The following is a 12,636-nucleotide window of genomic DNA, read 5'->3' as shown; positions in this document are numbered from 1 at the left end:
GGCCTGCCCGGATTGCCATGGAGATTGGACATGACCGAAAACGAGGACGATCGCAAGAAAAAACCGGAGGGCGAGGAGGCAGCCGAATCATCCGCGGCGGATGCCACTGAGCGGCCGGGAGCCATCGACCCGGCGGAGACGGACGAGACGGCCGAAAACGAAAGCGATTCGCTGCAGGCTGCTCTTGATGAGGCAAAAGCCCGTGCCGAGGAGAACTGGAATCAGTTCCTGCGGGCCCGGGCGGAAATGGAGAATCAGCGCCGGCGGGCCGAAAAAGACGTGGCGCAAGCCCGGCAGCAGGCGCTGGAAAAGCTGGCGGGGGAGCTGCTGGCGGTCAAAGACAGTCTGGAGATGGGCGTGCAGGCGGCTCGCGGTGAGGAGGCCACCGTGGAAAAGCTGGCGGAGGGCTCCGAGCTGACTCTGCGGATGTTTGATCAGGCGCTGGAGAAATTCAGCATCGAGCCGATCAATCCCGAGGGCGAGCGCTTCGATCCCGTAAAACATGAAGCGATGGCGGCCCAGGAGTCCACGGATGCCGAGCCCAACACCGTGCTGACGGTGGTCCAGAAGGGCTATCGCATGGGAGACCGGCTGCTGCGGCCGGCGATGGTCATCGTGGCGAAGGCGCCAGCGGATTCTTAACCGCGGATTTTGATTCAGGCCTTGAAAAGCGCGCCGGGCGCCTAAAGGTCTTCGAGCAACTCAATTTGATTCGAACAGGAGCTTGACACCATGGCAAAGATTATCGGCATTGACCTGGGAACCACCAATTCCTGCGTCGCCGTTATGGAAGGCGGTTCGTCCCGCGTGATCGAAAACGCCGAGGGCGATCGCACGACGCCATCGACGGTGGCATTCACCGAGGACGGCGAAGTCCTGGTGGGGGCGGCGGCCAAACGGCAGGCGGTCACCAATCCGGAAAACACCCTCCACGCCATCAAGCGTCTGATCGGGCGCAAGTTCGAGGAAGACGTGGTGCAGCGCGATGTGCGCGAGATGCCTTACAGCATCGTCAAGGCGGACAACAGCGACGCCTGGGTTGAAGTCCGCGGCAAGAAAATGGCGCCGCCGGAAATCTCGGCGCGGGTGCTTCAGAAAATGAAGAGCACCGTCGAAGACTATCTGGGCGAGGAAATCACGGAGGCGGTGATTACCGTTCCCGCCTATTTCAACGACTCCCAGCGACAGGCCACCAAGGACGCGGGCCGAATTGCCGGCCTTGAGGTCAAGCGGATCATTAATGAGCCCACCGCGGCCGCCCTGGCCTACGGGCTGGATAAAAAGGGCGGTGATCGCAAAGTGGCGGTCTACGATCTTGGCGGCGGCACCTTCGACGTTTCCATTATCGAAATCGCCGAGGTGGAAGGCGAGCACCAGTTCGAGGTGTTGTCCACCAATGGTGACACGTTCCTGGGTGGTGAAGACTTCGACCGGGCCGTCATCGATTATCTGATTGCGGAATTCAAGAAGGATCAGGGAATTGATCTCTCCGGCGACCGACTGGCGCTGCAGCGCCTGAAAGAAGCCGCGGAGAAGGCCAAGATTGAGCTGTCTTCGGCGCAGCAGACGGAGATCAACCTGCCCTATATCACGGCGGATCAGGCCGGTCCCAAGCACCTTAACCTCAAGCTCACCCGCGCCAAGCTCGAGAGCCTGGTGGAGGGGCTGGTCAAGCGGACCATCAAGCCCTGCGAAGTGGCCCTCAATGATGCCGGGCTCAAGGCCGGCGAAATCGATGAAGTCATCCTGGTGGGTGGTCAGACCCGGACCCCCAAGGTTCAGGAAGCCGTGAAGGATTTCTTTGGCAAGGAGCCGCGCCGCGACGTCAACCCGGATGAGGCCGTGGCCATCGGTGCGGCGATTCAGGGTGGCGTGCTTGGCGGTGACGTCAAGGATGTGCTGCTGCTGGACGTCACGCCCCTCTCTCTGGGTATCGAAACCCTGGGTGGCGTGATGACCAAGCTCATCGAGAAGAACACCACCATTCCCACCAAGGCGAATCAGGTGTTCTCCACCGCCGAAGACAATCAGAGCGCAGTCACCGTGCACGTCCTGCAGGGCGAGCGCGAGATGGCGGCGGACAACAAGTCACTGGGTAAATTCGATCTCAAGGACATCCCGCCGGCTCCCCGCGGCGTCCCCCAGATCGAGGTGACCTTCGACATCGATGCCAACGGCATTCTTCATGTCACGGCACGGGACAAGGGCACCGGCAAGGAGCAGTCCATCCAGATTCGGGCCTCCAGCGGTCTGTCCGAGGACGAAATCGAGCGCATGGTCTCGGATGCCGAATCCCATGCCGAAGAGGATCGCAAGGCGCGGGAACTGGTGGAGGCGCGCAACCAGGCAGACAACCTGGTGCACGCGGCCCGCAAGAGCCTGGACGAGGTCGGCGACAAGGCCTCCGCGGACGAGAAAAAGGCCGTGGAAGACGCCATTGCCGAGGTCGAGGAGGCCATGAAGGGCAGTGACAAGGACGCCATTGACGCCAAGACCCAGTCTCTGGCGGAAGCCTCCGGCAAATTGGCCGAGAAGCTCTACCAGGACGCCTCTTCCGGCGGAGCGGCCGATGGCGAGTCGGCCGGTGACGGCCAGTCATCCAGGCAGGATGACGTGGTGGACGCGGAATTCGAAGAGGTCCGCGACAACGACAAGGACGACGACCGGAAGTAATTCCGGATCGCATCCAGCGAAGTCACCGCGCCGGGCGCAGCCGGCTGTCGGGCCTGGTCCTTGCCGGACCCGACGGCGCTGCGCCTTTGCCGTTGAATACGGGGCCGGTACCCTGCAGCAGAACTCATCAGAACGGGCACCATGGCGAAACGCGATTATTACGACATTCTCGGAGTCTCTCAGAACGCCTCGGAAAGCGATCTGAAAAAGGCGTACCGACGGCTTGCCATGAAATATCACCCGGACCGTAATCCCGGGGATGAACAGGCGGAAACGCAGTTCAAGGAGGCCAAGGAAGCCTACGAGGTCCTCAGCGATCCGCAAAAACGCGCCGCTTACGACCAGTTTGGTCACGCCGGTGTGGACCAGAGTGCGGGCGGCGGCCCGGGCGGCGGCGGTTTCGGTCGTGGCGGTGCCGATTTCTCGGATATCTTTTCGGACGTCTTTGGGGACATCTTTGGCGGTGGTGGCGGCCGGGGTGGCGGCTCCCGGGCCTTTCGCGGCGCGGATCTGCGCTATCGCATGGAGGTGACCCTGGAAGAGGCGGTGCAGGGCGTGGAGCGCGAGATCCGCATTCCCACCCAGGTGCGCTGTTCCGCCTGTGACGGCAGCGGGGCAGCCCCGGGCAGCACGCCGGAAACCTGCCCCACCTGTCAGGGCCATGGCGATGTCAGGGTCCAGCAGGGTTTTTTCTCTATCCAGCAGACGTGCCCGCGCTGCGGCGGCAGCGGTCAGATCATTTCCGATCCCTGCCGTCAGTGTGGTGGCGACGGCATGGTGCCCGATCAGAAAACTCTGCAGGTGCGAATTCCTGCGGGTGTTGATACCGGAGACCGCATCCGGCTCGCTGGCGAGGGCGAGCCCGGCGAGAATGGCGGACCGGCCGGTGACCTTTATGTGGAGGTCAGCGTGCGCTCGCATCCCATTTTCACGCGGGATGGCGCCGATTTGCGGTGCGAAATCCCGGTGAGTGTGACCACCGCCGCTTTGGGCGGCGAGATTGAAGTGCCAACGCTGGACGGACGCGTGAGTCTGCGCATCCCTCCCGGTACCCAGTCCGGCAAGGTATTCCGGGTCCGCGGCAAGGGCGTGAAACCGGTGCGTGGCGGCGCCCAGGGGGATCTGCTCTGCCGGGTACTGGTGGAGACACCGGTCAACCTGACCGAGCGGCAGAAGGAGCTGCTTGAGGAACTCGCTGACACCCTTGAGAAGAATGGCGAGCACCATAATCCCCGAGGCAGCTCCTGGCTGGATTCGGTCCGAAAGTTCTTTGAAGGGATGAAGTTCGGCAATGACTAGCGTAGGCATTCTCGGAGCGGACGGCAGAATGGGCCGGGCGCTCATTCGCAGACTGGCGGACGAAGCGGATCTAGAGCTGGGCGCCGCCGTGGTACCGCCCGGCAGCGAGCGGGTGGGAGACGATGCCGGCGAGGTCGCCGGCGCAGGCAGTGCGGGGATCGCGCTCATTGACGGCCCCCGGGAGGCCGCCCGGCAATGTGCGGTGCTCATCGACTTCACCCTGCCGGAGGCGCTGGATGCCAACCTCGCCGCGGCAGTGGCCGAGGGGGTGTCCCTGGTGATCGGCACCACCGGACTGAACGGGTCACAGCAGGCCGCGATTCAGCAGGCGAGCGAGGTGGTGCCGCTGGTTCAGGCCGCCAATTACAGCAGCGGCATCACGCTGATGCATCGACTGGTCGCCATGGCCGCCGGGGCACTTGGCGAGGATTACGATGTCGAAATTGTCGAGGCCCATCATCGTCACAAGCAGGATGCGCCCTCGGGCACCGCCCTGGCATTGGGCGAGACGGCAGCCGCGGTGCGGAATGTGTCACTGGACACTCGTGGAGTGAGAAGTCGAGATGGCATCACCGGCGCGCGGCAGCCCGGCGACATTGGCTTTCAGACCCTGAGAGGCGGCGATATTGTCGGTGAGCACACGGTGATGCTGGCGGGTGAGGGCGAGCGCATCGAGCTGACTCACCGGGCCTCGAGTCGAGACACATTCGCCATGGGCGCACTGCGAGCGGCACGCTGGCTCATGGGGCAGAAGCCCGGCCTCTACAACATGGAGGATGTGCTGGGCCTGCGCCATTCCGTGCGCTGAGCAGGCAGGGAGTCATTCATGCGCATCGCCATCATCGGAGCGGGAATTGCCGGTCTGGCCGCCGCGCGCGAGCTACAAGCGGCGGACATGCCGGTGACCGTGTACGACAAGGCCCGTGGCCCCGGTGGGCGGTTCGGGAGCAAGCGCACTCCCCACGGCCCGATGGACCTTGGCGCGCAGTACTTCACCGCGCGGGATCCGGCTTTCCGCGAGGCCGTCAGCGAGTGGCAATCCGCCGGAGTCATCGCGCCCTGGTCTGTGACGCCCATGGTCCTGCCAGAGCGGCAGCCGGCCCGCCCGGAAATCCGCCTGGTGGCAGTGCCGCGGATGTCCGCTCTGGCGCGTCATATGGCAGAGGGGCTTTACCTCGAAACCGGTGTGCAGATCAGTGAAATCACCCGGGAGCTGGGCGGTTGGGTTCTGCGGGAGCGCCATGGCAAAACCCTGGGCGAGTTCGACGCGGTTATCGTCACGGCGCCGGCTCCACAGGCCCAGTCATTGCTGGCCGAGCCCACGCCAATGCTGGCCACCGCGGCGGGCACTGCCCGCATGCAGCCCTGCTGGTCCGTGGGGTTGGTGCTGGAGACCCCGCTGGACATTGATGTCGACGCCGGTTTCCCCAGCAGCGGGCCGCTTCGATGGATAGCACGGGCGGGGTCGCGGCCGCAGCGGCCTCATAGCCCCGAGATCTGGACCCTGCATGCGACCCCTGCCTGGAGTGAAGCCAACATCGAATGGTCGCCGGAGGCCGCCGGGGAGTTTCTGGCCGAGGCATTTTCCGAATTGATCCGGCGGTCCCCGTCCGTCAAGGAGCGCATTGCGCATCGCTGGCGGTTTGCCCAGGCCCGGAATCCGCTGGGCGATTCAGCGGGTTTCATTGAAAGTGATGACATCCTCTGCGCCGGCGACTGGGTTGCCGATGGCCGGGTTGAAGGGGCCTGGCACAGCGGCCGCGCCGCCGCCCGACAGCTCGTCACTCGGGCGGGGAAACACTCGACAGTCTTTTGATAATCCCTTCATAAAGGCGGGTCAGGGTCTCCAGGTCTGCCGCGGCCACCCGCTCGTCGATTTGATGGATGGTGGCGTTCACGGGTCCCAGCTCGACGACTTCTGCGCCCAGTGGTGCGATGAAACGGCCATCGGAGGTCCCGCCGGCGGTGTTGGCGTGGGGGCTAGCGCCCAGGCAGTCTGCCACTTCCTCCTCCACCGCCTGCCGGAGCGGTCCGGGCTGGCTCTCAAAGGGTTCCGCCGACAGGTGCCAGTCAATGGAAGCCGCGGGTGCCTCGGCCAGTCGGATGGCTTCGATCCGCCTCTGGATGGCCTCGGCATCCAGCGCCGGGGAAAATCGAATGTTGAAACGGGCGCTGGCGCCGCCCGGGATGACATTACCCGCGTCGGTGTCCGCATCGATGCCGGTGATCTGAAGACTGGTGGGGGGGAACAGCTCCGTACCGGCATCCCAGACCTCGGCGCCGAGTGCTGCCAGAAAAGGCGCCAGTCGATGAATGGGATTGTCTGCCTGCTCCGGGTAAGCGACATGACCCTGACGGCCGGGAACGCGTATGGCCCCGCTGAGCGAGCCCCGCCGGCCCACTCGAATGGTGTCCGCGATTCGCTGGTGGCTGCTCGGTTCCCCGACCAGGCACCAGTCCACTTCGCCCACCAGATCGGGCAGGGCGGGCGCCACGGCCCGAATGCCATCCTGCGCCGGGCCTTCCTCATCACTGGTGAGAAGCACCCCGAGCCTGAGAGGACACGAGGAGGTGGCGGTCAGGTACCGCTCACAGGCGGTGACCCATGCGGCGACACTGCCTTTCATGTCCGCGGTGCCGCGTCCGTGGAGCATCCCGTTTCGGTGTGTTGGCTCAAAGGGTGGTGTCTGCCACTGCTCGAGGGGGCCGGGAGGCACCACATCGGTGTGCCCAAGGAACAGCAGCAGCGGCACCGGACCTGTAGCGGCATCTGACGCCGCATCCGCTTCTCGCAGGGCGAGCAGGTTGCTGACGGCTCCCCGGGAGAGGTCATGGAGGCGGAATCCCACCGATTCCAGGCGCTCACCGATGAGGGCCTGGCAGCCCTCATCCCGGGGGGTCACGGATGCTCGACGGACCAGTGCCTCGGTCAGGCCGAGGACATCACCCGCGGGAATCACGGCCGCAGGAGCTCATTCAGCCCGACTTTGCTGCGGGTTTTGGCATCCACCTGTTTAATAATGACGGCGCAGGACAGGCTGTAGCTGCCGTCGGTGGAGGGCAGGCTGCCAGGCACCACCACCGCCCCTGGCGGAACCTCACCAAATGTCACTTCACCGGTTTCGCGGTTGTAGATCTTGGTACTCTGGCCAATGAACACGCCCATGGAAATCACCGCGCCTTCCCGGACGATGACCCCTTCGACAATCTCCGAGCGGGCACCGATAAAGCAATCGTCCTCGATAATCGTCGGGCCGGCCTGCAGCGGCTCAAGCACGCCACCGATTCCGGCTCCGCCGGACAGGTGGACGTTACGCCCAATCTGGGCGCAGGAACCCACGGTGGCCCAGGTGTCCACCATGGTACCGGTGTCGACATACGCGCCGATGTTGACATACGAGGGCATCAACACCACGCCGGGGGCGATATAGGAGCCCCGGCGGGCCGCCGCGGGCGGCACCACGCGAACGCCGTCGGCCTCAAAGTCCTGGCTGTTGTAATCCGCGTACTTCAGAGCAACCTTGTCGAAGTAGTCCGTCTCACCGCCCCGCAGGCGCTGATTGGCGGTGAGTCGAAAGGAGAGCAGCACGGCCTTTTTGAGCCACTGATTGACCTGCCACTGCCCCTCTTTTTTCTCCGCGACTCGGGCCTCGCCCCGATCCAGCTGGGACAGAGCCGCCTCCACCGCTTCCCGTATTTCCGGGGCAACATTCTCAGGGGTCAGCTCCGTCCGGCGTTCAAAGGCTTGTTCGATAACGGCCTGGGGCGAGGTCATGCAGCATTTCTCCGTCAATATTGATGGGTCAGAAAATCGCGAATTCTGTTCAAGGCATCCTCGCAGATGCCCAACGGCGCCACCAGTGCGAGCCGGACATGCCCGGCTCCCGGGTCGCCCTGCTCGGTGGGTCGAGACAGATACCGGCCCGGAAGCACGGTGACCCCCCGGGCCGCATACAGCCGACGGGTGAAGTCCTCCTCGTCACCCCCCGGCACCGGCAGCCAGACGTAGAAACCCGCGGCGGGCTCTTCATAGGGCGCGATGCCTTGAAGCCGGGCGGACGCCAGCCGGAATTTCTCCCGATAGGCGTCACGATTGGCAAGCACATGGGCCTCATCGCGCCAGGCGGCCATCGCGGCGTCCTGGCTATGGAGCGGCAGGGCGCAGCCCTGATAAGTCCGGTAGCGCGCAAAATGGCTGATCAACCGGGCGTCGCCGGCGACGAAGCCGGCCCGTAGACCGGGCGCATTGGATCGCTTGGAAAGGCTATGAAAGACCAGGCAACCGTTGAAGTCATCACGGCCCGACTGCCGGCAGGCTTCCAGCAATCCCAACGGCGGCTGGTTTTCATCCCGATAAAGTTCGCTGTAGCACTCGTCCGCGGCGATCACGAAGCCATGCCGATCCTGTAGCGCAAACAGACGTTTCCAGAAGCCCAGCGGAATGACTTGTCCGCCGGGGTTACCCGGGCTGCAGAGATATATGAGGCCACATCGCGCCCACGTGCACTCACTGACGGCATCGAGATCCGGGAGCCCTTGTCCATCGGCCCAGGTGTTCAAGTACACCGGCGCGCCACCGGCCAGCCAGGCAGCGCCCTCATAAATCTGATAGAACGGGTTGGGCATCAGCACCAGCGGGCGACGGGCGGGATCCAGCAGGGCCTGTGTCACCGCAAACAGGGCTTCCCGGGTGCCGGCCACTGGCAGCACATGCCGCTCGGCGCACATCGCCTGATCGGGCAGGGCATATCGTTGACGAATCCAGCTGGCGATGGTTTCCCTGAGCTCGCCGCTGCCGGCGGAGGCCGGGTAGCGGCCGAGGCTTTCCGCCACACCGGTTTTCAGCGCGTCGGTAATCAGGGGGGGCACCGGGTGCTGGGGCTCGCCAATGGACAGACGCACCGGCTCAAGGTCGGCGGGGGGCTTGGTGTCCGCCAGCAGCGCCCTCAGCCGTTCGAAGGGATAGGGCGCCAGTTCGGCCAGGCCGGGGTTACCGATCACGGCCATGACTAGACACCGTCCCCGCGGCGCATGACATCGGCGTCGTCCTCGAAAAGCGCCAGGAGATCGCCCCGAAGTTGCTGGCGCAGTCCCCGCGACAGGGGCTGGCTCTCGGCATCGGTGAGGAAGAAAACGTCTTCGGCGCGCTCGCCAATGGTCGCGATCTTGGCGTTCTGAACCCGGACTCCGTGGCGGGCAAATACCTGGCCCACCCGCGCCAGCAAGCCGGGCTGGTCACCGGTGATCATTTCCAGCGGGGTCCGCCCACTGCTGTCAGTGTCCGCAAAGTCCAACTGCGTATCGGTGCTGAAGTGCCGAAGCCGTCGCGGCAAGCCCCGATTGGCCGGCTCCTGGGGCGCTGAGCGCTGCAGGTTGTCGGTGAGGGTGGCACGGATTGTGGTTAGACGATCATCATCCATGGTGTCGTCGGCCAACCGCTCATCGAGCACCAGGAAACTGTCCAGCGTGTATCCATTGGTGGTGGTGATGATCCGCGCGTCCTGAATGTCCAGGCCCAACTGGTCAAACGCTGACACGGCAAGGGCAAAGATGTTGGCCTGATCGCGGGTGTAGATGAACACCTCCGTGCCGCCCCGGCGGGTGCCCGGCTCGATCAGGATCAGGGGCTCATGGGCCGCGCTGCCCGCCGAGTGAATCGCCGCGGTGTGCCAGGCCACTTCCTCCGGGGTATAGCGGAGGAAATAATCCGGGGTGAAATGCCGCCAGATGGAGCGCACGGTCATATGGTGCAGGCCGTCCCGCCGTAACAGCACTCGCGCCCGGGCCTGGGCTTCTTCAATCAACTCATCCTGATCCACGGACTCCCCGAGGCCCCGGCGCAGCGCCCGGCTGGTGCGGCTGTAGAGCTCTCTCAGCAGGGCCGAGCGCCAGCTGTTCCAGAGCTTCGGATCCGTCGCCCGGATATCGGCAACGGTCAGCAGGTAGAGATAGTCCAGATGGGTGTGATCGCCCATTTCCGCGGCGAACGCCTCGATCACGTCCGGGTCGCTGATATCCCGGCGCTGGGCCGTCATCGACATGCGCAGGTGTTTGCGCACCAGCCAGGCCACCAGCCGGCAGTCGTACCGCGAGAGTCCGTGCTCCAGGCAGAACTGGTAGGCATCCTCGGCACCCAACTCGGAGTGGTCGCCGCCCCGCCCCTTGGCGATGTCGTGGAACAGGCCGGCCAGATACACCAGCTCCGGTTTCGGAAGCCGTGCATGAATCTGTTCAAGCAGCCGACTGTCTTCGCCATCCAGCGCCAGCGCGAAGCGACGCAGGTTGCGAATCACCATCAGTGTGTGGGTATCGACGGTGTAGACGTGAAAGAGGTCGTACTGCATGCGTCCGGTGATCTCCGCGAACGCCGGAATATAGCGCCCCAGGATGCCGTGGCCGTGCATGCGGCGAAGCGCGTGAGTAATGCCCAAAGGTTGGCGGAATATCTCCATGAACAGGCTGCGGACCCTCAGGTCCGACCGGAAATCGACATTGATCCGATCCCGATTCTCCCGCAGCAGCCGCACGGTTGAAGCCCGAATCCCCCGGATCTCGGGGTGTTGCTGCATGAGCAGAAAAAGCTCAAGCATGGCAAAGGGATAGCGGTTGAAGATACTTCGATGGGTGACCTCAATAAAACCGCGCTTGACCTGAAAGCGCTTGTTGATCAGTCGCGGTTTCTCGCCGTCATCGGCATACAGAATCGACTCCTGGTAGAGCTGTAGCAGCATCTCGTTAAGTCGATTGAGGTGCATGATCGTGCGGTAGTAGCGCTGCATGAACTGCTCGACCGCCAGGGTGTGCTCGGTGTCCTTGTAACCGAACTGACGGGCGAGGTCGGTCTGATGCTCGAAGAGCAGCCGGTCTTCCCGGCGCCCGGCCTGCAGATGAAGGGCGAAACGCACGTCCCAGAGGAAGTGGGTGCCATGTCGCAGCGCTTCGAATTCCGTCTCGCTGAGAAACCCCAGTTCCACCAGCCCGGCTAGTGAGGCGACGTTGAAATGCCGCTTGGCCACCCAGCCGATCATGTGAATATCGCGAAGCCCGCCGGGGCTTTCCTTGAGGTTCGGTTCCAGGTTGTAGGCAGTGTCGTGGTAGCGCTGGTGCCGGGCCTGCTGCTCGGCCCATTTCGCTTCGAAGAAGGCGGGACCGGGCCAGACCTGGAACGGACTGGTGGCGGCCTCCATGTCATGAAACAACGCTTCGTTGCCCGCCAGCAGTCGGGCCTCCATCAGGTTGGTCGCCACGGTGATGTCTTTTTCGGCCTCAACGCGACATTCCTCGCCGGTGCGAACACTGTGTCCGACTTCCACCCCCACGTCCCAGAGAGAAGTAATGAAGTCGCGAAGGCGGTCCTCCAGGTCTGCATCGGCGACCTCGGGTACCAGTACCATCAGGTCGGTGTCTGAGGCAGGGTGCAATTCGCCGCGGCCATAACCGCCCACGGCCACGACCGCAGCGCGTTGACCCGCCGAGCCGGTGGTGTGACGCCAGAGTCGGATGACGATGGCGTCCATGACCGCCGCCCGTTGGGGGACCAGTGTCGCCGCCGGCGTGCCCTCCAGGAAACGCGCTGCGAGGGTTTCATCGGCCTCGGACAGGGCGCCGCGGAGGGCTTCGGTAATATCGGCGCCCGCCGCCAGACGGTGATCAAGATCGATTAGATCCAGCAGTTGCCGGTCGATGGGCGAGGTCTGGGTTTCGGAAGGGAGCGTTGCCACGTCAGTGATCAGCGCTCAGGGTCAGAATGTCGACCCCGCCTGCCGTGACCGCCACCGTATGCTCCCACTGAGCGGACAGGCTGTGATCCTTGGTCACCACGGTCCACTGGTCTCCCAGCAGGCGGGTCTGAGGTTTGCCGGCGTTGATCATCGGCTCCACCGTGAAGGTCATGCCGGGCTTTAACTCAATGCCGGTCCCCGGCCGTCCGTAGTGCAGGATCTGAGGTTCCTCGTGGAAGCCCTGGCCGATGCCGTGTCCACAGTACTCGCGGACGACGGAAAAGCCCGCCCCCTCGGCGAGGCTTTGAATGGCATGGCCGATATCCCCCAGGTGAGCGCCGGGTTGCACAGCCCGAATGCCGGCCTGCATGGCTTCGCGCGCCACCTCGGCCACCCGCCGTGCCTGGATTCCAGGCTCGCCAGCGTAGTACATGCGGCTGGTGTCACCGTGCCAGCCCTCGAAGATGACCGTGACATCAATGTTCAGAATGTCTCCGCGCTTGAGCTTTTTCGAGCCCGGAATCCCGTGGCAGATGACGTGGTTGACCGAAATGCAGGTGGCCTTTGGGAAACCGCGGTAGTTCAGGGGCGCCGGTGTACAGCCCAGGGAATCGATGTACTCATGGCATAGCCGGTCCAGCTCGCCGGTGGTGACCCCCGGGCGAACGTGCTCGCCAATCATGTCGAGCACGGCGGCGGCCCGCTGGCCGGCGGCACGGATTGCCTCGATTTCGTCGGGGGTTTTGAGGGAGATGGTCATGATGCCAGTCAGTCGCCTTGGAAAAGGGTTTGGGCAGTGAAGCCGCCGCGCTCGCAAATTGTTCACGCAAGCCCGCTATGGTATAAACGCGGCGCCCTTAGGGCAATGCAATCAAAATTCCACACATGCACCGACACGGTTGGCGGGGTGCCCCCCAGGGGGTTGTCGACTGCGGGTGCATGG

Annotated in this window: 10 protein-coding genes; 5 read left to right on the top strand and 5 right to left on the bottom strand. The window is 64.1% G+C overall.

The window, feature by feature from the left end; all coding sequences use genetic code 11:
• Nucleotides 1-30: 30 nt before the first annotated feature.
• The 5 genes from grpE to GJ672_RS04900 all read left to right on the top strand — a co-directional run bounded on the left by grpE (nucleotide 31) and on the right by GJ672_RS04900 (nucleotide 5,788).
• A complete protein-coding gene (gene grpE, locus GJ672_RS04920; protein ID WP_154296161.1) occupies nucleotides 31-642 on the top strand; it encodes a nucleotide exchange factor GrpE in 612 nt (203 codons plus the stop codon).
• A 90-nt stretch (nucleotides 643-732) separates the two neighbouring features.
• Entirely contained in the window at nucleotides 733-2,673 is a 1,941-nt protein-coding gene (dnaK, locus tag GJ672_RS04915; protein ID WP_154296160.1) for a molecular chaperone DnaK, read from the top strand.
• A 141-nt stretch (nucleotides 2,674-2,814) separates the two neighbouring features.
• The gene (gene dnaJ, locus GJ672_RS04910) at nucleotides 2,815-3,972 is read left to right on the top strand and encodes a molecular chaperone DnaJ (protein WP_154296159.1); all 1,158 of its coding nucleotides are present in this window, start codon (nucleotides 2,815-2,817) and stop codon (nucleotides 3,970-3,972) included.
• Entirely contained in the window at nucleotides 3,965-4,780 is an 816-nt protein-coding gene (dapB, locus tag GJ672_RS04905) for a 4-hydroxy-tetrahydrodipicolinate reductase (protein ID WP_154296158.1), read from the top strand. Before dnaJ ends, dapB begins: the two co-directional genes overlap by 8 nt.
• Before the next feature lie 18 nt (nucleotides 4,781-4,798).
• On the top strand, nucleotides 4,799-5,788 hold the full coding sequence (locus GJ672_RS04900) for an NAD(P)/FAD-dependent oxidoreductase (RefSeq protein ID WP_154296157.1): 990 nt from the start codon (nucleotides 4,799-4,801) through the stop codon (nucleotides 5,786-5,788).
• On the opposite strand, the gene dapE is transcribed toward GJ672_RS04900, so the two are convergent.
• From dapE to map, 5 genes are read right to left on the bottom strand one after another with little or no spacing between them, the layout of a single operon-like run.
• Nucleotides 5,754-6,932, bottom strand: a complete 1,179-nt coding sequence (dapE, locus tag GJ672_RS04895; RefSeq protein WP_229381796.1) for a succinyl-diaminopimelate desuccinylase — start codon at nucleotides 6,930-6,932, stop codon at nucleotides 5,754-5,756. The two genes, GJ672_RS04900 and dapE, sit on opposite strands and share 35 nt — an antisense overlap.
• Nucleotides 6,929-7,747, bottom strand: coding sequence for a 2,3,4,5-tetrahydropyridine-2,6-dicarboxylate N-succinyltransferase (gene dapD, locus GJ672_RS04890; protein ID WP_154296156.1), 819 nt, complete (start codon nucleotides 7,745-7,747; stop codon nucleotides 6,929-6,931). The genes dapE and dapD overlap by 4 nt, the downstream gene beginning before the upstream one ends.
• Before the next feature lie 14 nt (nucleotides 7,748-7,761).
• Entirely contained in the window at nucleotides 7,762-8,979 is a 1,218-nt protein-coding gene (dapC, locus tag GJ672_RS04885; RefSeq protein ID WP_154296155.1) for a succinyldiaminopimelate transaminase, read from the bottom strand.
• Nucleotides 8,980-8,981: 2 nt separating this feature from the next.
• Nucleotides 8,982-11,693, bottom strand: coding sequence for a [protein-PII] uridylyltransferase (gene glnD / locus GJ672_RS04880; protein WP_154296154.1), 2,712 nt, complete (start codon nucleotides 11,691-11,693; stop codon nucleotides 8,982-8,984).
• 1 nt (nucleotide 11,694) lies between these two features.
• Nucleotides 11,695-12,453, bottom strand: a complete 759-nt coding sequence (map, locus tag GJ672_RS04875) for a type I methionyl aminopeptidase (protein ID WP_154296153.1) — start codon at nucleotides 12,451-12,453, stop codon at nucleotides 11,695-11,697.
• Between the last annotated feature and the right edge of the window lie 183 nt (nucleotides 12,454-12,636).

It is taken from the genome of Spiribacter sp. 2438 (assembly GCF_009676705.1).
In the GTDB taxonomy this organism is placed as follows: Bacteria; Pseudomonadota; Gammaproteobacteria; order Nitrococcales; family Nitrococcaceae; genus Spiribacter.
The sequence above is the reverse complement of the archived record's forward strand: the minus strand, read 5'-3'. Positions and strand labels throughout refer to the sequence as shown.